Raw genomic sequence first — 20,325 nt, 5'->3', positions numbered from 1 at the left:
CGGACGGGGTCTTGCGCCCGCGCCGCCGTATGGCACAATCTTGTCCCAGGTCACGAGTGACAGCGCAAAGGCCCCGGCTCGCTGTCCGGCAACCCTCCGTCCGAGGCGGGGTGCCCCGGGTGATGACCAGGCTGTGATGCAGCGAGGCTCACAGCAAGCCGGACTGGGGAGTTCTTTCATGAGCAAGCGAATGCGTTAGGGCCTGTCGGCCCCGGTTCTGCCACCAGCAATTCCGCCCGATCACCTCTGCACCGCGCCGTCCGCGCGGCCGTTCCCGGCCGCCGCTTCGTGGTGTTTTCGCCTGCCTTCCGCCGGGAGTTCGCCTTGACCACCGCCGCCACCTCCGCCGCCCGCACCAGCACCACCAGCACCACCAGCACCGCCAAGAGCACGGTAGGGGTCGCCGCCACCGCCACCGCCACCGCCATCAGCGAAGGCGCCGACGCCGACTGCCCCACCTGTACGTCCGCCCCGCTGCCCGTACTCGGCCGGGACGTGCGGGTGCCGCTCGTCACCGGTGGGGAAGTGGGGTACGCCGCGCTCGACTACGCCGCGAGCGCCCCCGCGCTCCAGCGGGTGTGGGACGACGTCGCCGCCTACGCGCCGTACTACGGCAGCGTGCACCGCGGCGCCGGCTACCTCTCGCAGCTGTCGACCGACCTGTTCGAGCAGAGCCGCGAGACCGTCGCGGAGTTCCTGGGCTGCCGCCCGGACGACGAGCTGGTCTTCACCCGCTCCACCACCGACTCGCTCAACCTGCTGGCCGCCGCCCTCCCGGCCGGGACCCGCGTCTACGTCTTCGACACCGAGCACCACGCGGCCCTGCTGCCCTGGCAGCGCGTCGAGGGCGGGCAGGTCGTGTACCTGCCCGCGCCGCGCACCCCGGAGCAGGCCGTCGCCTCCCTGGACGTGGCGCTGCACGGCGCCCCCAAGGGCCCGAAGCTGGTCTGTGTGACCGGCGCGTCCAACGTCACCGGCGAGATCTGGCCGGTGCGCGAACTGGCGGCCGCCGCACACCGGCACGGCGCCCGGATCGTGCTGGACGCCGCCCAGCTCGCCCCGCACCACCCGGTGGACATCACCGCGCTCGATGTCGACTGGGTGGCCTTCTCCGGGCACAAGCTGTACGCGCCGTTCGGCGCCGGGGTGCTCGCCGGGCGGGCAGACTGGCTGCGGGACGCCGAGCCGTACCTCGCCGGGGGCGGCGCCACCCGCAAGGTCGCCCGCTCCGGTGACGAGCTGTCCGTGGAGTGGCACTCCGGCACCGCCCGGCACGAGGCCGGCTCGCCGAACGTGATCGGCGCCTACGCCATCGCGTCGGCGTGCAAGGCGCTCACCGAGGCGGGCTTCGACACCCTTGTCACCCGTGAGCGTGAACTGCTCGCCCGGCTGCGGGACGGCCTCGCCGCCTTCCCCGAGGTGCGGGTGCTCTCGCTGTTCGGGTCCGGCTCGGCCCGGGTCGGCGTGCTCTCCTTCGTCGTGCGCGGCTGGAACTCCTCCCACTTCGCGGCGGCGCTCTCGGCGGAGTACGGGATCGGTGTACGGGACGGGCTGTTCTGCGCGCACCCGCTGGTGCGGACCCTCCTGGACACGGAGCCGGACGAGCCGGGGGAGTGCGGCGCCCCCGACGCCGAGCCCGGTGAGCGCTCCCTGAACGCCGTCCGGGTCAGCTTCGGCGCGGGCACTCCCCAGGAGCACATCGACCGCTTCCTCGGGGCCGTCGGCACCCTCGTCCGCGAGGGCGCCGCATGGAGCTACCGCACCGAGGCGGGCCGCTGCGTCCCCGTCCGCTGACGGACGGCGCGCTCCACGAAGGCGCGGGCGGCCAGGAGTACGGGCAGCCAGGAGTACGGGCGGCTAGGAGTCCAGCCCGATGGAGAACGCGGCCTCCAGGTCGTGCTGGGAGTACGTCCGGAACGCCACGTGCGTGTCGGTCACCTCGACGCCCGGGATCTTGGAGATGCGCCCGGGGATGATGTCGGCGAGGTCGTCGTGGCGGGCGACCCGCACCAGGGCGACCAGGTCGTAGGTCCCGGTCACCGAGTACACCTCGCTGACGTGCTCCAGAGCGGCGATCGACTCGGCGATCTCGGGGATCTGGTCCACTGAGGTCTTGATGAGCACGATCGCGGTGATCACGGCTGGACGTCTCCTCGGGTGGGTGCGATGACGACGCTCACCTTACGCCGTGGCCGGTAGCAGACCCATGCGCACAGGAAGCCGAAGGCGAAACCGACCACGTGCGCGAGGTAGGCGACGCCGGGCCCGCCCTGCGCGGTCTGCGCGGCCAGCCACTGGAGCACGAACCAGAAGCCGAGCACCACCCACGCCGGGAAGCGCAGCGGCACGAAGAACAGGAACGGGAACAGGCTGGTCACCCGGGCCCTGGGATAGAGGTAGAGGTAGGCGCCCAGGGCCCCGGAGATCGCCCCCGACGCGCCGACCAGGCTCTGGGTGTCCCCGCTGTTGGCGAAGGCGAACCCGTAGGCGGCGAGGTAGCCCGCCGCGAGGTAGAACAGCGCGAAGCGCACCCGGCCCATGCGGCTTTCCACGTTGTCCCCGAAGACGTAGAGGAAGAGCATGTTGCCGATCAGGTGCAGCCAGCCGCCGTGCACGAACATCGAGGTCAGCACCGACAGGAACGGCACCTTCGGGAAGGCGCCCGGGGTGCGGCAGCCCGCGGGCAGGTCGAGTTGCGCGACCGGGGTGCGGCCGTGGAACAGCTCGCTGGGGATCACCCCCCAGCGGTCGAAGTACACCGCCTGCGCGCACTGGAGCGCGTGGCCGCTGCCGTAGAGCCGGACGAAGCCGGAGACCGGGCCGGCCAGGAAGACCGCGGTGCACAGGGCGATGAGCGCGTAGGTCACGACCGGACGGCGGCGGACCGGGTTCTTGTCGTACACCGGGATGACCATGCACCGATCATGACGGAAGCGGACCAACCGGCAGGGAACGCCTCGCCGCAGCGCGCCGTGCCTCCAAGGCCGTAGGGTGACCGGGGCACACACGCCCGTCCTGATGGGTAGGGGTGAGCCGAGGCCCGCCCCCGTGGACGCACCGAGACGAGAGAGGTGCCCGAGCCGATGACGGTTCCCCTGCCGACCGCGACCACCAGGTGGCGCTGCACCCTGTGCGGCAACCTGACGAGGTTCGACGTCACCCGTTCGACCCGGGTGGTCGAGTACGTCCACCTCGACCTGGGCGGCGAGCCGCGCACCGAGGAGACCGAGGTGCTCAGCGAGACCGTGGAGTCCGTGCGCTGCCGGTGGTGCAACGCGGTCGACCAGATCGAACTGGTGGACCGTCCCGGCAAGGACGTGACGGACGGTCCCGCACAGGGTTGAGTCCTGTTGCGGGGACAATGGAAGCAGCAGGCGACGGCCGGAGGGATCGAAGGAGGCCGGGAGGGCGCCGAGGAACCCGACAGGGAGTGACTGGTGGATGGTAACGGCGGCCGACCGCTGCCCGACGAGGAGCTCGCGCCGGGTCCCGGCGAGCCGACGCTCGACCGGCCGCTGCCCGAGGGCGTGCGCCACCGGGTGGTCGCCATCGCCGCCGACGCTTTCGGCGGGTTCACCTTCCCCGAACTGCCGGTGTCCCTGCGCCCGTACGCCCGTTTCACCCCCACCCGCCGCGTGAAGTACGCCGGGACCGCGCTCGCCGCCGCCCTGGAGTCCGACGCCGCGTTCCGGCAGAAGGTCGCCGGGCGGCTGCGCGAGGCGCAGCCGGAGCTGACCGGCGCGCTCGACGCCGGCACCGCGCCGCCGGCCGCCGATCCGCTGGACGTGGCCGCGGCGGCGTACCTGCTGCGCCCGGAGGGCTGGGCCAAGCTCGTGGCGACCGCGGGCGAGGAGGTCCAACGGGCCGACGCCGAGCGGGCCGACGAGGAGGCGGTGCGCGAACTCGCCCGGCTGCGCGAGGAGGTGGCCGCGCTCCAGGCGCAGGTCCGCGCGGACGCGGCCCGCGCCCGCGGCGAGCTGGACGCCGTACGCAAGGAGGGCGACGCGCTGCACCGCAAGCTGCGCGCCGCGCACAGCGACGTGAAGCGGGCGGAGTCCGCGCAGCGCAAGCTCCAGGCCGAACTGGACGAGGTCCGGGCGGCCGCCGCGCGCGAGCGCGCCGCGGCCGAGAGCGAGGCCCGCCGGCTGCGGACGAAGCTCACTGAGGCCGAGGCGGCCGTGGAGGCCGGGCGGCGCGCGGTGCGCGAGGGCCGCAGCGTGGAGGAGGTCCGGCTGCGGCTGCTGCTGGACACGGTGCTGGACGCGGCGGCCGGGCTGCGCCGCGAGTTGGCGCTGCCGCCGCGCGACACCCTCGGGGTGCGGCCGGCCGACACCGTGGACGCGGTGGCGCCCGGGGCGTTCAGCGCGCGCGACATCGCCACCAGGGCGCTGTCGGACACCGACCCGGCGCTGCTGGACCAGCTCCTCGCGCTGCCGCAGGCGCACCTGGTCGTCGACGGCTACAACGTCACCAAGACCGGTTATCCGGCGCTGCCGTTGGAGAAGCAGCGGCTGCGGCTGCTGGGGGGCCTGGCGGCGCTGGCCGCGCAGAGCGGCGCGGAGGTCACCTGCGTCTTCGACGGCGCCGACCTGGACATGCCGGTGCTGCTCGCGCCGCCGCGCGGGGTGCGGGTGCTGTTCTCCAAGGCCGGTGAGACCGCGGATGAGTTGATCCGGCGGCTGGTGCGGGCAGAGCCGCCCGGCCGGCAGATCGTGGTGGTCTCCGCGGACCGCGAGGTGGCCGACGGGGTGGCGAAGGCCGGGGCCCGCCCGGTGGCGTCGGTGCTGCTGCTCAAGCGGCTCGCCCGGGTCTGACGGCGCCAACTCACCGTCGTTTTCCGGCCGTTCGGCGGGGGCGCGGTGCGCGGGCCGGGCCGGCGGGCGGTGGCCGGTGTTCACTTGCGCACGACCGTCAACGCTGCGTTCGGTGACCCTCACCCCATGTGCAAGGTGCGTAAAGAATATGCGATGCGGTCGAGATTTTGCCTACAAGGATTTGAACCGATCACAGTCCGGTCACTAAGGTCGGGGCTCGTACCTCCGCGCAGTCGATCATCCAACCCGGGTGACGCTCGGAGGCCGCCCGCCAGTGAACCGGTAGGCGGCTGAAGGAAGAAGGAGACCGCCTTCGTGGCGTCCCACCGTCGTCCCAAGCCGGCAAGCCGCATGCGCGTCACCGTACTGACCGCCACCGCGGCGGCAGCGGTCGCGCTGTCCTCGCAGGCCGCCAACGCAGCGCCCGCCAAGGAGTCCGTCAAGGACGCCAAGTCCAAGGTCGACGCGCTGTACGACCAGGCCGAGCAGGCCACGCAGAAGTACGACGCGGCCAACGAGAAGCTGACGTCGCTGCAGAAGGACGCGTCCAACCTCCAGGACCAGGTCGCCCGCCAGCAGGAGAAGCTGAACAAGCTGCGGGACAACATCGGCGCGATCGCGGCCTCGCAGTACCGCAGCGGGGGCATCGACCCCTCGCTCCAGCTGTTCCTTTCCTCCAACCCGGACGACTACCTGGACCAGGCGAGCTCGCTCGACCAGATCACCTCGCTCCAGGCCGGCGCGCTCCAGCAGTTGGAGAGCGCGAAGCAGACGCTTGACCAGGAGCGGGCCCAGGCCGCCGCGAAGCTCGCGGAGGTGCAGAGCACCCGCGCGGACCTGGCGAAGAACAAGAAGGACGCGCAGACCAAGCTCGCCAAGGCGCAGACGGTCCTCAACAGCCTGACCGCCGCCCAGCGCGCGCAGATCGCGGCCCAGGACGCGGCCGCCGCCAGCCGGGCCAGCTCCCGGGTGGACCTCGGCAACGCCAAGGCCGCCAGCGCCCTCGCGCAGGCCGCGTTCGACGCCGCCAAGACCAGGATCGGCGACCCGTACTACTACGGCGCCACCGGGCCCAGCCAGTTCGACTGCTCGGGCCTGACCTCCTGGGCCTACGCCCAGGCCGGGGCCTCCATACCCCGCACCTCCGAGGAGCAGGCGAACGCCGGCACCCGGATCTACAGCGCCTCGCAGCTCGAAGTCGGCGACCTGGTCATCTTCTACGGCGACTTCCACCACGTCGGGCTCTACGCGGGCAACGGCATGGTGCTGCACGCCCCGAAGCCGGGCGCGGTCGTGCGCTACGAGGCGATGAGCGACATGCCCTTCGAGTTCGGCGTGCGGATCTGACGCACCGCACCACCCCGCAGCAACCGAGCGGCCGCTCCGTACCCCGGAGCCGGCCGCTCGCTTCTTCGCCCCGCGAGCTCCGCGAGCCCCGCGACGCGCCCGACTCCCGTACGGCGGACGGGTGATGAACACCTTGCCGAGCGGGCGGGCGGCGGGCGCGTGACCTGCGGTTCACGCGCGCGACGCAGCGGACGGCCGCCGGGGACCTTTGAACGGTGCGCCACGACGCGATTACTGTCAGCGTTCGTGGCTTCTCATCGACGCACCCCGAAACCGGGGCTTCGCACCTCCAGGGTCACCGTGCTGTCGGCGGCGGCCGCTGCAGCGCTGTCGGGCGGCGCCGCCCAGTTCGCGTCGGCCGACCCCGCCGGCGGGGCCGCCCCGGACGCCGCGACCCAACTCGACCGCCTTTATCAGCAGGCCGAGCAGGACACCCAGAAGTACGACGCCGCGCAGGAGACCGCCGAGCGGCTGCGCGGCGAGGTGGCCGACCTCCAGGACCGGGCCGCGCGCGGCCAGCAGCGGGTCAACGCGCTGCGCGACGACCTCGGCGCGGTCGCCGCCGCGCAGTACCGCGATGGCGCGGTGGACCCGACGCTGGCGCTGCTGCTGTCCGACCGGCCCGGCCAGTACCTCGACCAGGCGGCCGCGATCGACCGGCTCGGCGCCCGGCAGGCCGCTCAGCTGGCCGAACTCCAGGAGGCGCAGCGGGTGCTGCGGCAGGAGCGGGACCAGGCGGCCGGCAAACTCGCGGAGTTGCGGAGCACCACCGAGCAGCTCCAGCGCCGCAAGGCCGGCGTCCAGCAGGCGCTGGCCACCGCCCGGACCGTGCTCCACTCGATGCCCGCGTCCGCGCAGGCCGCCTACCGCGACGGCGACGGCTCGGTGCGCGCCTCCCGGGACCAGGCGCTGCCGCCGCTGCTGGACCTGCCGGCGTCCTCCGGGCGGGCCGCGCTCGCGGTCGCCGCGGCCCGCCGGATGCTCGGCGCGCCGTACGTGTGGGGCGCCACCGGGCCCGGCTCGTTCGACTGCTCCGGGCTGATGCAGTACGCGTACGCGCAGGCGGGGGTGGCGCTGCCGCGGACCTCGCAGGAGCAGATGAACGCGGGGCAGCACGTCCCGCTCAGCCAGGCCCGGCCCGGGGACCTGGTGATCTACCGCTCCGACGCCAGCCATGTCGCGATGTACGTCGGCGGCGGCCGGGTCATCCACGCGCCCTACCCGGGCGCGCGAGTGCGCTACGACCCGGTGGGGATGATGCCGATCACCGCGGTCACCCGGCCCTGAGGGCGCGCCGGACCGGCCGGGGCGCCGGGGGACCGGCGGTCGGCGGGTAATACGATCGCGGAATGGCTGGCGGGGTGCGCGGATCGCGGGTGGTGCGGGGGATCGCGGCCGGGGTCTGCGGGGCGGTGCTGGCCGCGGGGTGCACGTCGGGTGCGGCGAAGCCGAGCGCGGGGGAGTCGGTGGCGGCGGCCGCGCGGACGCTGCTGGCGCAGCGGTCGCACGCGGTGGTCCAGCGGGACCGTGCGGAGTTCCTGGCGGGGATCGACCCGAAGGCCACCCGGTTCCGGGCACGCCAGGTGAAGGTGTTCGCCGACCTCGCCGACGTGCCGCTGGCGGCGTGGTCGTACGAGGTGGTGCGGACCGGGGCGTTCGCCCTGCCGCCGAGCGCGGACGGCAGCGCGCGGACGGCGGTGGAGGTGCGGCTGGAGTACCGGCTGCGGGGATACGACAGCCGGCCGGTGGTCTCGACGGCGTACCTGACGGTGGCGCGGCGCGCGGGGCACTGGTACCTGGCCGGGGACGACGACGGGGCGGCGAGCGGGCACCGTACGGCGGTGCAGATCTGGGACCAGGGGCCGGTGCGGGTGGTGCGCGGGGCGCACAGCCTGGTGCTCGGGCTCGGCGACGTGCGGCGGCTGCGCGGGTACGCCGAGGACGCGGACCAGGCGGTCCCCGAGGTGCGGCACGCCTTCGGGTCGGGCTGGCCCGGAAACGTGGTGGTGGAGGCGCCCTCGACGCTGGACCAGATGGCGGCGCTGCTGTCGGCCGACCCGGCGGACTACCGGGGCATCGCTGCGGTCACGACCGGCGAGGGCGGCGGGAACACGGCGGCGCCCGCGGACCGGGTGGTCCTCAACCCGGCGGCGTTCGGCGAACTGTCCGCGTTCGGGCGGCAGGTGGTGCTCACCCATGAGACGACGCACGTCGCCACCCGGCTGTCCACGACCGCGTCCACTCCGCTGTGGCTGTCGGAGGGCGTCGCGGACTGGGTGGCCTACCGCGACTCGGGCCGCACCGCGCGGGAGATCGCGCCGGAGCTGGCCGCCGACGTCAGGGCCGGCCGTACGCCCGCCGCGCTCCCCACCGCCGCGGACTTCCGCTCCGACGCGAAGGACCTCGCGCAGGCGTACGAGGGCGGCTGGCTGGCCTGCCGGCTGATCGCCGACCAGTGGTCGCCGCAGACGCTGACGGCGTTCTACCGCGCGGTGGCGCAAGGTGGCACGCTCGACGCGCACCTGCGGGCCGCGCTCGGCATCGGGTCGGCGCAGTTCACCGCGCGGTGGCGGTCCTACGTGGAACAGGAGCTGGGGTGACCGGGGTGAGCGGACAGGACACGGGCGGCGCGCACGGCGAACCCGCCGACGCGGGGCCCGACTTCACCGCCGAGCAGGTCGCCCGGGGGCGGGAGCTGCGGCGGCAGGTGCTGCCCTTGTCGCTGGCCTCGTCCGCGGTCGCGCTCGCGCTGATGCTGGTGCTCGGCCTGACCTCGGGCGGGGCCCGGCTGGTCGCGGCGTTCGGGGAGAGCTGGGCGGTGCGGGTGGCGGGCGCCGCGGTGACGCTGGTGGTGCTCGGGGAGGCGGCCGGGCTGCCCTTCGCCGCCCGCGGCCGGGTGGTCCGGCGCCGCTACGGCCTGGTCACGCAGGGCTGGGGCGGCTGGGCGGTGGACCGGGCCCGCGGGCTGGCGGTGTCGCTGCCGCTCGCGCTCGGCGTGCTCTTCGCGGTCTACGCGCTCGCCGGCGCGACCCGCTGGTGGTGGGCGTGGGCGGCGCTCGGCGCGGCCGCGCTGACGGTGCTGCTGTCCTTCCTCGCCCCGCTGGTCCTCGAGCCGCTCTTCAACCGCTTCACGCCCATGGCGCCCGGCGCCCTGCGCACCGACCTGCTGGCGCTGGCCGCCCGGGACGGCGTCGCCGTGAAGGACGTGCTCGTCGCCGACGCCTCCCGCCGGACGACCGCGCTCAACGCGTACGTGTCCGGGCTCGGCGGCACCCGCCGCATCGTCGTCTACGACACCCTGCTGGAGACCGCCGACCCGCGCGAGGTGGAACTCGTCGTCGCCCACGAACTCGGCCATGTCGTCCACCGCGACGTGGCCCGCGGCACCGCGCTGGGCGCGCTCGGCGCCGCGGCCGGGGTGTGCGTACTGGCCGCCGTCGTCAGCTGGGCGCCGCTGCTGCACGCCGCCGGGGTACGGCACTTCGCCGACCCGCGCTCGGGCTGGCTGCTGGCGGCCGCGGCCGCGGTCGGCGGCACCCTCGGCGGTCCGCTCACCGCCGCCCTCAGCCGCCGGGTCGAGCGCCGCGCCGACCGGCACGCCCTGGACACCACCGCCGACCCGGCGACCTTCGTCGCCATGCAGCGCCGGCTGACCGTGGCCAACGTGGCCGACCCGGCGCCGCCCCGGCTCGCGCACGCGCTCCTCGGCAGCCACCCGACGGCCGCCGAACGCATCGCGGCCGCCCGCGCCTGGGCCGCCGCGCACCCGCCGGCACAGTGAGGCGGTACTGTCGGCAGCGATGGAAAAGACCCTCGTCGTCACCAACGACTTCCCGCCGCGGCCCGGCGGCATCCAGGCGTTCGTGCACAGCATGGCGCTGCGGATGGACCCCGAGCAGGTCGTGGTGTACGCCTCCACCTGGCGGGACGGGCGCGAGGTCGCCCGCTTCGACGCCGAGCAGCCCTTCACGGTCGTGCGGGACCGGACGAAGATGATGGTCCCGACCCCCCGGGTCACCCGGCGCGCGGTCCAGCTCCTGCGCGAACACGGCTGCTCGTCGGTGTGGTTCGGGGCGGCCGCCCCGCTCGGCCTCATGGCGCCCGCCCTGCGCAGGGCCGGCGCCCGCCGGCTCGTCGGCACCACCCACGGCCACGAAGCCGCCTGGGCGCAGCTGCCCGCCAGCCGCCGACTGCTGCGCCGGATCGGCGAGGGCACCGACACGCTGACCTACCTCGGGGAGTACTCGCGGTCCCGGATCGCGGCCGCGCTCACCCCCGAGGCGGCCGCGCGGATGGTCCAACTGCCGCCCGGCGTCGACGAGAAGGTCTTCCACCCCAGTCCCGACGGCCCGGTGCTGCGGGCCCGGCTCGGGCTCGCGGACCGGCCGGTCGTCGTCTGCGTGTCCCGGCTGGTGCCCCGCAAGGGGCAGGACACGCTGATCCTGGCGATGCCCCGCATCCTGCGGGAGGTGCCCGACGCGGTCCTCCTCCTCGTCGGCGGCGGGCCCTACCGCGGCGACCTGGAGAAGCTCGCGGCCCGGACCGGGGTCGCCGCGGCCGTCCGCTTCACCGGCAGCGTGCCCTGGGCCGAACTCCCCGCGCACTTCGGGGCCGGCGACGTCTTCGCGATGCCGTGCCGGACCCGGCGGGGCGGGCTCGACGTCGAAGGGCTCGGCATCGTCTACCTGGAGGCGTCCGCGATGGGCCTGCCGGTCGTCGCCGGCGACTCCGGGGGCGCGCCCGACGCCGTCCTCGACGGCGAGACCGGGTACGTCGTGCCCGGGGGTTCCCCCGAGCAGGCCGCCTCCCGCATCCTCGCGCTCCTGCGCGACCCCGAACTGCGCGGCGCCCTGGGCGCCCGGGGCCGCGCCTGGGTCCACGACACCTGGACCTGGGACCTCCTGGCGTCCCGCCTCCAGTCCCTCCTCTAGGCCGTGTCTGACAAATCCCGCCTGGCCGACGGGGTCTGGCACGCACGCTCGCTGCGTTGTCGGTCGTCAGCGCAGCCCGCTGCGCTCTCTCCCCCAGAGCTTCGCCTGGGAGGGACCCCCACCCTCCGCCTTGCGAGCGCACGCACCAGACCCCGTCAGCCCCCGCCCTTCGGGCGGGACGACGCTATTTGTCAGACACGACCTAGCTCGACCGCGCATGCCGTGGCCGTGGGCGAACTCGTTCACGGTGCCCTCGCCGTCCCGCCCGCCGGGGAAAGCACCTTCTGCCGGGGCGGCGCCGGACGGCGCCGCCCCGGCGCATTCCCACCCGGCGCCCCCGGTGCGGTGGCGCCGGCGGTCACAGGGCGGTGAGGGCGCTGACGATCGCGGTGGTCAGGTGGGGGAGGTAGTCCTCGTCGATGCGGTCGGCGGTCGCGAACAGGCGTGTGAGCAAGGGTGAGATGAGCAGGTCGAGGCCGAGTTCGCGGTCGAGGTCCGCGGAGAGTTCGCCCCGGTCGACCGCGCGGGTGAGGACTTCGGCGACGGCGGTGCGGCGCGGCTGGGTGACGACGGCGTGCAGGGCGGTGGCGAGCTCGGTGGCGCGGGTGGTCTCGACCAGGAGGTCAAGGACGATCCGGCGGACGCGGGGGTCGGCGGTCTGCGCGACGATCACGTCGAGGAACGCGTGGACGTCACCGGCCAGCGACCCGGTGTCCGGCACCCGCGGCAGGTTGTCCCGCATGACCGCCCCCACCACGTCGACCAGCATGGCCTGCTTGGACGGCCAGCGGCGGTAGACCGCCGCCTTGCCTACGCCGGCCCGGCGCGCCACGGCGTCCATCGACATCCGCGCGTAGCCCGTCTCGGCCAGCTGGTCGAACATCGCGCCGGTGATAGCGGTGGTCACCGCCTCCTGGAACACCGCCGCTCCCGCAGGTCGGCGGTCTTTCGGCCCGCCCCCGGCCGGCGGGTCCCCGGGTACGTCGTGCGTACGCGGACCGCGCTCGGGAGTCGGGGGCGAGGTGGTGCGGGGCGGAGGTGTGCGTCTGGTGGTCATGCCCCCCACGATATCGCGACGGAACGGTTGCGTTCCATCCGTCAGGGGTGTTAGCTTCGTTGCGACGGAACGGACTCGTTCCAACGAAGAGCGGAAGGTATGCCATGAAGATCCACCCCCTGCGCATCGGCCGCACCAAAGTCCCGTTCGGGCAGTTCCACGGCGGCCTGGCCGGCGCCGACCTCGACGAATTCGTCACCGACAAGGACCACTTCATCTGGGTACCGATCCACGCCTACCTGCTGGAACACCCCGGCATCGGCCCGATACTCGTCGACACCGGCATCAGCCCCGAGCAGACCGAACACATCGAGTACTACCGCGGCTCGATCATGGAACACGTCATGGACGACGACGAGTACGACCTCCCCGCCGACCAGACCCTCACCGCGCAACTCGCCCGCCTCGGCCACACACCGCGGGACATCAGCGCCGTGATCATCACCCACTTCCACGAAGACCACGTCGGCGGCCTCAACCTCCTCGCCCACGCACCCGTATACCTGGGCGCGAACGAGTACGCCGCACGCGAGGAGAAGGCACTCGGCCTGATACCCCTGGCCTTCCCCCCTTCCATCAAGGCGATCACCGACTGGCGGCCCATCCAGTTCACCGGCCCCGCCCTCGGCGGCTTCGACACCTCGGCCGACCTGTTCGGCGACGGCAGCGTCATCGCCCTGCCCACCCCCGGACACAGCCCCGGCAGCACCAGCGTCCTCGTCGACCACCGCTACCTGCTCACCGGCGACGCCATGTACACGATCCGCCACCTCGCCGTCGAGGACCTGCGCGCCATCCAACTCGGCAGCGAAGACCACTACGTCGACTCGATCCGCCGCATCCAGTGGCTGCGCCGCGCCATCCCGGACCTCCTCATCCTCCCCGCGCACGACGACACCCCGTACGGCCTGCGCCTGACCGCCGGCCTGGCCACCGGCGAACTGTCCGACCGCGACGCACGCTGGGCCAAGGACTGGGAGCGCGACACCTTCGACGAGGCGGTCCGGCTCAACCCCGCCCGCCGCCCCCGCTTCATCCCCGACCCCGACGGCGGCCCCGTCGGCACCGTCTCCTGACCACCCGCCCCCACGTCGCGAGACGCCCACCCCACCCACCACAGGGCACACACCACGTGTCCTGCCGGACCACGCACAGCAGTTACGAAAACAGAGAAGAGCAAACCGACATGACCACCGACACGAACACCGACGCCCCCGCGACCGACGCGCCGAAGCCGAACGCCGAGCAGGCCGAGCGGGCGGTGCAGGCGATGCTGAACGTCCCGCAGGGCCGTGAGAACCTCGTCGCCCACATCACCGTCCCCGACTACACCGCCTGGCGGGCCCGCTTCGACGCCGCCCCGCAGGACGGTGCCCCGGCGGGAATCTCCGGTACCACCCTGTTCCGCAACATCGACGACGACAGCCTGCTGGTCCTGGTCGACGCCGCCGGCGCGGAGGAGGCCCGGCAGTGGGCCCACGGCGGTTGGAAGACGACCGTCCCGGAGCAGGGACAGGTCGGCGCCCCCGCCTTCTACCTCGGCGTCGACGCCGACATCGCCCTCGCCACCGAGGGCCCGATGAACGTCCTGGTCCGCTTCCAGCTCTCCGACTACGGCACCTGGCACGGACTCTTCCAGTACATGGAGGCCAGCCGCGTCTCCGGCGGCGTGACCAACTCGAGGGTCTTCCGCAACATCCACGACGGGAACGACGTGCTGGTGCTCGCCGACATCGCCGGCGCCCAGCGAGCCCGCGACTGGCTCATCGTGGACCAGCTCACCGGATACCCCGCCGCGACCGGCGTCGACAAGGGAACCTGGCGCTACATCACGGAACTGCCCGCCGGCGACGGTTCCCAGCAGTGAAAACCCCGTACCACCACGCCACCCGGCGGCCCGGCCTCCCGGCCCGGCCGCAGGGTGGCGTGGTGGCGCGTGCTGCCTAGCCGGCGTGGCCCGCAGCGTCCTCGACCCGGGTGAACTGGAGGACATGGGTGCGGGCCCACTCGGCGAAGGTGGTCAGGGGGATGCCCAGCGCCCGCGCGAACTCCGGGCGGGCCGGCTGACCCACCTGGTCGGTCCAGATGTGTCCGGCGCCCCAGGACGGCATGCCCGCCGCGAGGGCCTCCGCCACGGTCATCGCCGGCGCGGTGACCGGCACCCCCGACACGGCGGACAGCGTGCGCGCGATCTGCGTCATGGTGAGCCGGTCGCCGGCGAGTTCCAACTCGACCTGGTGGAACCGGTCGGGGTCGGCGATGGCGTGGGCGACGGCCGCCGCGATGTCCGCGCCCGCCACGAGCGGCACCTCGGTCTCGGGCCGCAGCACCGTCAACAGGCCGCCGGCCAGGCCGCGGGGCGCCAGCTTGGGCAGGTTCTCCATGAAGAACGCCGGCTTGACCACCGTCCACCGCGCGAAGCCGGCGCCCCGCACCCGCTCCAGGATCTCCTGCTTGGTCTCGAAGTAGCCCGCCATCGCGGCCCATCGGCCCTCCGCCCAGCCGGGCGCGCGGGTGTGCTCGCCGACCCCGCTGGTCGAGGACTGCACGAACTGCCGTACGCCCGCGGCGCGTGCCGCGTCGATGAGGTGGCCGGCCTGCGCCAGCTCCGCGGCGAAGTCGACGCTGGTCTCGGTCATCGGCGGCATCTGCACGGAGAAGACCGCCCGGACCCCGTCGACGGCGGCGTCCAGCGAGGACCGGACGGACAGGTCGGCCGTCACCAGCTCCGCCCCCAGCGCGCGGACGGCCCGGGCGGCGGCGGTGTCCGGGTCGCGGACGAGCGCGCGGACCGGCGTGCCGGCGGCCAGCAGGGCGCGGGCGGTGTGGCCGCCTTGGTGGCCGGTGGCACCGGTGACCAGTACGGGCAGGTCGTCTGCGGTCATGGTTCTTGCTCCTCACGGGGCCGGACAGCAAAACGGCGGGGCCCGCCGTTTCCGTGTCGGCTAAGATATGGCGGGCCCCGCCGTTTATCAAGTGAGGACGTCATGACCGGTCAGCGCGCGGACGCGCGGCGCAACTACCAGCGCATCCTCGCCGTCGCCGAGGCCGAGGTCGCCGCTCGGGGGGCGGACGCCTCGCTGGAGCAGATCGCACGCACCGCGGGCGTCGGCTCCGCCACCGTGCGCCGCCACTTCCCGACCCGCCAGGCGCTGCTGGCGGCCGTGTTCCGGGAACGCGTCGGCCACCTGTGCGAGCGCGCAGGCCGGCTGGCCGGAGCCGGCGACAGCCGTGCCGCGCTCCTGGAGTGGGTCCGCGCGCTGGTGGACTACGCCGTCTCCGCCCGCGGCCTCGCCGACGCGCTCACCTACGAGCCGCCCACGGATGTGCCCGCCGACGCGCCCGACGGGCACTCCTGCGGCGGCGACCTCGAAGCGGCGGCCGCACTGCTGCTCCGGCCTGCGGCCCGCGACGCGGTGGTCCGGCCGGATGTCACCCCGCACGACGTGGTCACCCTCGCGGTCGGCATCGCGCTGGCCACCGAACACCACCGCGACCCCGCCGCGCAGGCCGCGCGCCTGCTGCGCCTCGCGATCGAGGGGCTGAGCCCCGGGCCGGCGGCCGGCACCTCCTGAGGACGGCTCGGCGCGCGCCGAGGGCGATCCTCCGCCGTTCGGCAAGGGCGCCCCGGAAAGGGTCAGTGGGGCCAGACCGCGGGGTCGGGGGTGAAGCGGACGCGGAGGGCGCCGTCGCGGAGGGCGGCGCCCTGGACGGTGCAGCGGCGCAGCGCGGAGGGGAGCGGGAGAATCCGGCGGAAACCGCCGGCGTCCACGACGAGTTCGTCCCCGCGCCGGACCAGGTCGAGCCCGTCGCGCTGCGCTCCCGGAAGGGGGAGCACCCACAGGAAGTGCCCCTCGCTGCCGAGGAGGTCCCGCACCTCCCAGGGCTCGGCGGGCCGCGCGGGCCCGCCGGACAGGGGCACCGCGGAGAGCTCCGCGAGGTCGGCGGGGGAGCCCGGCACCCGCCCGAGGTGCGGCAGTTCGACCAGCGGCACCCCGTCGGCGGCACACGCCTCGCCCAGCGCCTTGAGTTCGGCCTGCTGCTGCCCGGACAGCCCCGCCAGGAACGCGTCGGCCGAGCCGGTCGGCAGCAGCCGGTTGGCGACGACCGCGGCGAGCCGGTGCCCGAACAGCGCCAGCCCGGTACGCGCGGTGCGCAGCACCTCCTGCGCGCGGGCGCCGGGTTCGACGACGACGGCGACCGCGGTGGCCGGGTCCTCGATCACCCTCTGCACGGCCGCGAGTTGGCGGTCGGCACGGGCGGCGGCGTCGTACGCCCACTCCGCGGGCATCGGGACACCCGCGAGCTGGGCGAGCACCGGGCGCAGCGCCCGGGCGGCCTGGCGGTCGGCGGGCAGCAACCGCCACAGGTAGCGGCGCAGTTGCTCCGGCAGCGCGAGCATCCGCAGCGCGTCGCGCACCGCGGGCAGGTCCACGACGACCAGGTCCCAGGGTGCCGGTTCGACGCCATCCAAGTCCGGCTCACCCGTGTCCGGCCCACCCGCACCCGCGTCGTCCTCACCGGGCAGCACCCGGGCGTACCGCAGCGCCCGCAGCAGCGCGAGCGGGTCGGCGCCCGGCAGTTCGGTCAGCTCCTCCGGGTCCAGCGGCGCCGCCCCCAGCAGCGTCAGCAGCGCGCCCACCCGGCTCTGCGTGTCGAGCGCGCCCTCCCGGAAGGCGGCGGCCGGGTCCACCCGGCCGACGGTCAGCCCCGGCACCGCCGCCACCGCGGCCAGCCGGTCGGCGGTGAGCAGCAGGGTGCGGCGGCCCGCGGCGGCCGCCGCGCTCGCGACGGCGGTGGCCACGGTGGTGCGGCCGGCCCCGGCGGCGCCGGTGACCAGCAGCGTGCGGACCTCGGTCACGCGCCGACCGGCTTGCCGGGCTCGGCGGCCGCGTCGCCGGACTCCACCCGCTGCTTCAGCCCGGCCAGCGCGCGGTCGATGATGACCTTCTCGGCCTTCCGCTTGATCATCCCGAGCATCGGGATCTTCACGTCGACCGTCAGCTGGTAGGTGACCTCGGTCCGGCTGCCGCCGTCCAGCGGCGCCAGCGCGTAGGAGCCGTCGAGGGTGCGCAGCATCTGGGACTTCACCAGCGACCAGCGCACCTCGTCCGCGCCGATCCACTCGTACGCCAGGGTGTGGTCGTCCTTGATCGCGCCCGCGTCGAGCACCAGCCGCACCTGGGCGGCGCGCCCGGCGTCGTCGGTGGCGAGCACCTCCGCCTGCTTGACCTCGCCGGTCCACTCCGGATAGCGGTCGAAGTCGGCGATGACTCCCATGACCGCGGCCGGCGCCGCCTCGATGGTGATGCTCGACCTCGTGTGTTCCGCCATCGCCGTGGCCCTCCGGACTACTGGTGCATCTGGTGAGAGTGCTGCTGAGCGTGCCGCTCGCGTGCGTACTGCCCGACGGGTGGAAGGCTATCGCGCCCTCCCGGGCACCAGCTCACCACTGGAGCACCCACGGGGCGCGGGTGTGGTTGAAGTGGCCGACGTTGACGCACTCGGTGCGGCCGATCCGGGTGCGGCGCACCAGCGGCTGGTGCACGTGGCCGAACAGCGCGTACTTCGGCTGGAGCGTCCGCACCGCGTCGAGCAGCGCCTGGCTGCCGCGCTCGAACCGCCGGGCGGCGGTGTCGTAGCACAGCTCGGGGACGGCCGGCGGGATGTGCGAGCACAGCACGTCCACCGGGCCGAGCGCGGCGACCTTCGCGGCGTACGCGTCCTCGTCGACCTCGTAGGGGGTGCGCATCGGGGTGGGCAGGCCGCCGCCGACGAAGCCGAAGACGCGGCCGCCGATCTCGGTGGTGGCGCCGTCCAGCACGGTGGTGCCGGGCCGGGCGTACTGCGCCCACAGGCCGGGCACGTCCACGTTGCCGTAGGTGGCGTAGGTGGGGGTGGGGAAGGCGGCGAACAGCTCGGCGTACTGCTTGCGTACGGCCTGCTCGATCAGCGCGGGCCGGTCCAGGTCCGCCCACAGCTCGCGGTCGAGGTCGCGGGCTTCTGCGAAGCGGCGGGCGGTGCGCAGCTCCACCATGCGGTCGGCGTTGGCCGTGCCGAACAGGTCGGGGAAGATGCCGCGGGAGTGGTCGGCGTAGTCGAGGAAGAGCACCAGGTCGCCGAGGCAGACCAGCGCGTCGGCGCCGTCCCCGGCCCGCGCCAGCGCCTCGCTCGCGCCGTGTACGTCACTGACCACGTGAACCCGCATGCCGCAACCCTATGCTCGGTGTGTGACGCTGGGAACATCCGGCCGGCGTCCCCCGCGTCCCCCTACCCCGACGCTTTACCGATGGGTAACGTGTCGGCAGTCCAGACCTTCCCTCCGGGTGCGACGCGGCACCGATGAGGAGCAGCAGCCTTGCGTGAGTTCAGCCTTCCGGCCCTGTACGAATTCCCCGCGGACGGCAACCTGACCGACCTGGTCCGGCGCAACGCGACGCAGCATCCGGACACGCCCGTGATCGGCCGCAAGGACGGCGAGGGGCGCTGGCAGGACATCACCGCGGCCCGCTTCCTCGCCGAGGTGCGCGAGGCGGCCAAGGGCCTGATCGCCTCGGGGGTGGAGCCCGGCGACCGCGTCGCGGTGATGTCCAGGACCCGCTACGAGTGGACGCTGCTGGACTTCGCGATCTGGACCGCGGGCGCGGTGACCGTACCGGTGTACGAGACGTCGTCCGCCTCGCAGGTGGAGTGGATTCTCGCCGACTCCGGCGCGGTCGCGGTGGTGGTGGAGACCGCGGCGCACGAGGCGGCGGTGGAGTCCGTACGGGAGGGGCTGCCGCAGCTCAAGCACGTGTGGCGGATCGACGGCGGCGGGGTGCGCACGCTGGTCGAGGCCGGCAGCGACGTCGCCGAGGCGGTGGTCGACGAGCGCTCCACGGCCGCGGGCGCCGACGCCCCGGCCACCATCGTCTACACCTCCGGCACCACCGGCCGCCCCAAGGGCTGCGTGCTCAGCCACCGCAGTTTCTTCGCGGAGTGCGGCAACGTGGTGGAACGGCTGGGCCCGCTCTTCCGCACCGGGCACTCCTCGGTGCTGCTCTTCCTGCCGCTGGCGCACGTGCTGGGGCGGCTGGTGGAGGTGTGCAGCGTGATGGCGCCGATCCGGCTCGGGCACGTCTCCGACGTCAAGCACCTCACCGACGACCTCCAGGGGTTCCGGCCGACCCTCGTCCTCGGGGTGCCGCGGGTCTTCGAGAAGGTCTACAACACCGCCCGGGCCACCGCGCAGGCGAGCGGCAAGGGCCGGATCTTCGACCGCGCGGCCGATGTCGCGGTCGCCTACAGCAAGGCGCTGGACACCCCCGGCGGGCCCTCGTTCAAGCTGCGGCTGACCCACCGCGTCTTCGACCGGCTCGTCTACGGCAAGCTGCGCGCGGTGCTCGGCGGCCGCGCGACCCACGCGATCTCCGGCGGCGCCCCGCTGGGCGAGCGGCTCGGCCACTTCTACCGCGGCCTCGGCTTCACCGTCCTGGAGGGCTACGGGCTCACCGAGTCGTGCGCGGCCACCGCGTTCAACCCGTGGGACCGTACGAAGATCGGTACGGTCGGGCAGCCGCTGCCCGGCTCCACGGTGCGGATCGCCGACGACGGCGAGGTGCTGCTCTACGGCGAGCACCTCTTCACCGGCTACTGGAACAACGACGCGGCCACCGCCGAGGCGGTCTCCGACGGCTGGTTCCACACCGGGGACCTCGGCGCCCTCGACAACGACGGGTACCTCACGATCACCGGGCGCAAGAAGGAGATCATCGTGACCGCCGGCGGCAAGAACGTCGCGCCCGCGGTCATCGAGGACCGCATCCGCGCGGACGCGCTCGTCGCCGAGTGCATGGTCGTCGGCGACCAGCGGCCCTTCGTCGCCGCGCTCATCACCCTCGACGAGGAGTTCCTCCCGCGCTGGGCCGAGCAGCACGGCAAGACCGGCCGCACCCCCGCGGAACTGCTCGACGACCCCGACCTGCTCGCTGCCCTCCAGCACGCCGTCGACAGCGGCAACACCGCGGTCTCCCGCGCCGAGTCGGTCCGCAAGTTCCGCGTCCTGCCGGTCCAGTTCACCGAGCAGTCCGGCCACCTCACCCCCTCCCTCAAACTCAAGCGCAACGTGGTCGCCGCCGACTTCGCCGCGGACATCGAGTCCCTCTACGCCGCCTGACGCGAGAGGTCCGCACCTCGG

At 74.1% G+C, this 20,325-nt stretch carries 19 protein-coding genes and 1 riboswitch; of the genes, 12 read left to right on the top strand and 7 right to left on the bottom strand.

Features of this window, described 5'->3' with window-relative positions:
• The first annotated feature begins 48 nt into the window (after positions 1-48).
• Positions 49-166: riboswitch (SAM riboswitch) on the top strand.
• 260 nt (positions 167-426) lie between these two features.
• On the top strand, positions 427-1,794 hold the full coding sequence (locus tag WA788_RS09370) for an aminotransferase class V-fold PLP-dependent enzyme (RefSeq protein ID WP_335974176.1): 1,368 nt from the start codon (positions 427-429) through the stop codon (positions 1,792-1,794).
• 63 nt (positions 1,795-1,857) lie between these two features.
• Here WA788_RS09370 and WA788_RS09365 read toward each other — a convergent pair whose 3' ends face one another.
• Positions 1,858-2,139 carry an Lrp/AsnC family transcriptional regulator gene (locus tag WA788_RS09365; protein ID WP_335974033.1) on the bottom strand — a complete coding sequence of 94 codons (282 nt, stop codon included), beginning with the start codon at positions 2,137-2,139 and terminating at the stop codon, positions 1,858-1,860.
• Positions 2,136-2,915: a rhomboid family intramembrane serine protease gene (locus tag WA788_RS09360; protein WP_335974029.1), complete on the bottom strand. Its 780-nt coding sequence runs from the start codon at positions 2,913-2,915 to the stop codon at positions 2,136-2,138. Before WA788_RS09360 ends, WA788_RS09365 begins: the two co-directional genes overlap by 4 nt.
• A gap of 168 nt (positions 2,916-3,083) precedes the next feature.
• Between WA788_RS09360 and WA788_RS09355 the strand changes: the two genes are divergently transcribed.
• From WA788_RS09355 to WA788_RS09325, 7 genes are all read left to right on the top strand, one after another.
• Positions 3,084-3,344, top strand: a complete 261-nt coding sequence (locus WA788_RS09355) for a hypothetical protein (RefSeq protein WP_335974025.1) — start codon at positions 3,084-3,086, stop codon at positions 3,342-3,344.
• A gap of 90 nt (positions 3,345-3,434) precedes the next feature.
• Positions 3,435-4,814, top strand: a complete 1,380-nt coding sequence (locus WA788_RS09350) for an NYN domain-containing protein (protein ID WP_435133292.1) — start codon at positions 3,435-3,437, stop codon at positions 4,812-4,814.
• A 315-nt stretch (positions 4,815-5,129) separates the two neighbouring features.
• Positions 5,130-6,161 (top strand): C40 family peptidase, encoded by a 1,032-nt coding sequence (locus WA788_RS09345; RefSeq protein ID WP_335974022.1) that lies wholly within the window; start codon positions 5,130-5,132, stop codon positions 6,159-6,161.
• Positions 6,162-6,407: 246 nt separating this feature from the next.
• The gene (locus WA788_RS09340) at positions 6,408-7,448 is read left to right on the top strand and encodes a C40 family peptidase (protein WP_335974019.1); all 1,041 of its coding nucleotides are present in this window, start codon (positions 6,408-6,410) and stop codon (positions 7,446-7,448) included.
• A 62-nt stretch (positions 7,449-7,510) separates the two neighbouring features.
• Complete coding sequence (locus WA788_RS09335) at positions 7,511-8,761, top strand: hypothetical protein (RefSeq protein ID WP_335974016.1); 1,251 nt, start codon at positions 7,511-7,513, stop codon at positions 8,759-8,761.
• A gap of 5 nt (positions 8,762-8,766) precedes the next feature.
• On the top strand, positions 8,767-9,942 hold the full coding sequence (locus WA788_RS09330; protein ID WP_335974013.1) for a M48 family metalloprotease: 1,176 nt from the start codon (positions 8,767-8,769) through the stop codon (positions 9,940-9,942).
• Between the two features lie 19 nt (positions 9,943-9,961).
• Entirely contained in the window at positions 9,962-11,092 is a 1,131-nt protein-coding gene (locus tag WA788_RS09325) for a glycosyltransferase family 4 protein (protein WP_335974009.1), read from the top strand.
• Between the two features lie 358 nt (positions 11,093-11,450).
• Here WA788_RS09325 and WA788_RS09320 read toward each other — a convergent pair whose 3' ends face one another.
• On the bottom strand, positions 11,451-11,999 hold the full coding sequence (locus tag WA788_RS09320; RefSeq protein ID WP_335974006.1) for a TetR/AcrR family transcriptional regulator: 549 nt from the start codon (positions 11,997-11,999) through the stop codon (positions 11,451-11,453).
• A 254-nt stretch (positions 12,000-12,253) separates the two neighbouring features.
• Here WA788_RS09320 and WA788_RS09315 point away from each other — a divergent pair, with 254 nt between their 5' ends.
• Together WA788_RS09315 and WA788_RS09310 are read left to right on the top strand one after the other, a co-directional pair.
• Positions 12,254-13,225, top strand: coding sequence for an N-acyl homoserine lactonase family protein (locus WA788_RS09315; protein ID WP_335974002.1), 972 nt, complete (start codon positions 12,254-12,256; stop codon positions 13,223-13,225).
• Between the two features lie 110 nt (positions 13,226-13,335).
• Positions 13,336-14,016 (top strand): hypothetical protein, encoded by a 681-nt coding sequence (locus WA788_RS09310; RefSeq protein ID WP_335973998.1) that lies wholly within the window; start codon positions 13,336-13,338, stop codon positions 14,014-14,016.
• A gap of 76 nt (positions 14,017-14,092) precedes the next feature.
• Here WA788_RS09310 and WA788_RS09305 read toward each other — a convergent pair whose 3' ends face one another.
• The gene (locus WA788_RS09305) at positions 14,093-15,034 is read right to left on the bottom strand and encodes an NmrA family NAD(P)-binding protein (protein WP_335973995.1); all 942 of its coding nucleotides are present in this window, start codon (positions 15,032-15,034) and stop codon (positions 14,093-14,095) included.
• A 102-nt stretch (positions 15,035-15,136) separates the two neighbouring features.
• Here WA788_RS09305 and WA788_RS09300 point away from each other — a divergent pair, with 102 nt between their 5' ends.
• On the top strand, positions 15,137-15,724 hold the full coding sequence (locus WA788_RS09300) for a TetR/AcrR family transcriptional regulator (RefSeq protein ID WP_335973992.1): 588 nt from the start codon (positions 15,137-15,139) through the stop codon (positions 15,722-15,724).
• A gap of 62 nt (positions 15,725-15,786) precedes the next feature.
• On the opposite strand, the gene WA788_RS09295 is transcribed toward WA788_RS09300, so the two are convergent.
• The 3 genes from WA788_RS09295 to WA788_RS09285 form a co-directional block, all read right to left on the bottom strand.
• Positions 15,787-17,010, bottom strand: coding sequence for an ArsA family ATPase (locus WA788_RS09295; RefSeq protein ID WP_335973989.1), 1,224 nt, complete (start codon positions 17,008-17,010; stop codon positions 15,787-15,789).
• Entirely contained in the window at positions 17,007-17,483 is a 477-nt protein-coding gene (locus WA788_RS09290) for an SRPBCC family protein (RefSeq protein WP_335973987.1), read from the bottom strand. The genes WA788_RS09295 and WA788_RS09290 overlap by 4 nt, the downstream gene beginning before the upstream one ends.
• A 112-nt stretch (positions 17,484-17,595) precedes the next feature.
• Entirely contained in the window at positions 17,596-18,357 is a 762-nt protein-coding gene (locus WA788_RS09285; protein ID WP_335973986.1) for a metallophosphoesterase family protein, read from the bottom strand.
• Positions 18,358-18,507: 150 nt separating this feature from the next.
• On the opposite strand from WA788_RS09285, the gene WA788_RS09280 reads away from it, so the two are divergent.
• On the top strand, positions 18,508-20,304 hold the full coding sequence (locus WA788_RS09280) for an AMP-dependent synthetase/ligase (RefSeq protein WP_335973982.1): 1,797 nt from the start codon (positions 18,508-18,510) through the stop codon (positions 20,302-20,304).
• Positions 20,305-20,325: the final 21 nt, after the last annotated feature.

The organism is Streptomyces sp. CA2R106 (assembly GCF_037034245.1).
Lineage (GTDB): Bacteria > Actinomycetota > Actinomycetes > Streptomycetales > Streptomycetaceae > Actinacidiphila.
Note: the sequence above shows the minus strand (reverse complement) of the source record. Positions and strands in the feature narration are given on the sequence as shown.

What these genes read in the sequence shown, in the direction of transcription:
- WA788_RS09310 (WP_335973998.1), top strand. Translation starts at nt 13,336, where the DNA reads ATGACCACCGACACGAACACCGACGCCCCCGCGACCGACGCGCCGAAG.
- WA788_RS09335 (WP_335974016.1), top strand. Translation starts at nt 7,511, where the DNA reads ATGGCTGGCGGGGTGCGCGGATCGCGGGTGGTGCGGGGGATCGCGGCC.
- WA788_RS09360 (WP_335974029.1), bottom strand. Translation starts at nt 2,915, where the DNA reads ATGGTCATCCCGGTGTACGACAAGAACCCGGTCCGCCGCCGTCCGGTC.
- WA788_RS09355 (WP_335974025.1), top strand. Translation starts at nt 3,084, where the DNA reads ATGACGGTTCCCCTGCCGACCGCGACCACCAGGTGGCGCTGCACCCTG.
- WA788_RS09285 (WP_335973986.1), bottom strand. Translation starts at nt 18,357, where the DNA reads ATGCGGGTTCACGTGGTCAGTGACGTACACGGCGCGAGCGAGGCGCTG.
- WA788_RS09305 (WP_335973995.1), bottom strand. Translation starts at nt 15,034, where the DNA reads ATGACCGCAGACGACCTGCCCGTACTGGTCACCGGTGCCACCGGCCAC.
- WA788_RS09300 (WP_335973992.1), top strand. Translation starts at nt 15,137, where the DNA reads ATGACCGGTCAGCGCGCGGACGCGCGGCGCAACTACCAGCGCATCCTC.
- WA788_RS09290 (WP_335973987.1), bottom strand. Translation starts at nt 17,483, where the DNA reads ATGGCGGAACACACGAGGTCGAGCATCACCATCGAGGCGGCGCCGGCC.
- WA788_RS09325 (WP_335974009.1), top strand. Translation starts at nt 9,962, where the DNA reads ATGGAAAAGACCCTCGTCGTCACCAACGACTTCCCGCCGCGGCCCGGC.
- WA788_RS09315 (WP_335974002.1), top strand. Translation starts at nt 12,254, where the DNA reads ATGAAGATCCACCCCCTGCGCATCGGCCGCACCAAAGTCCCGTTCGGG.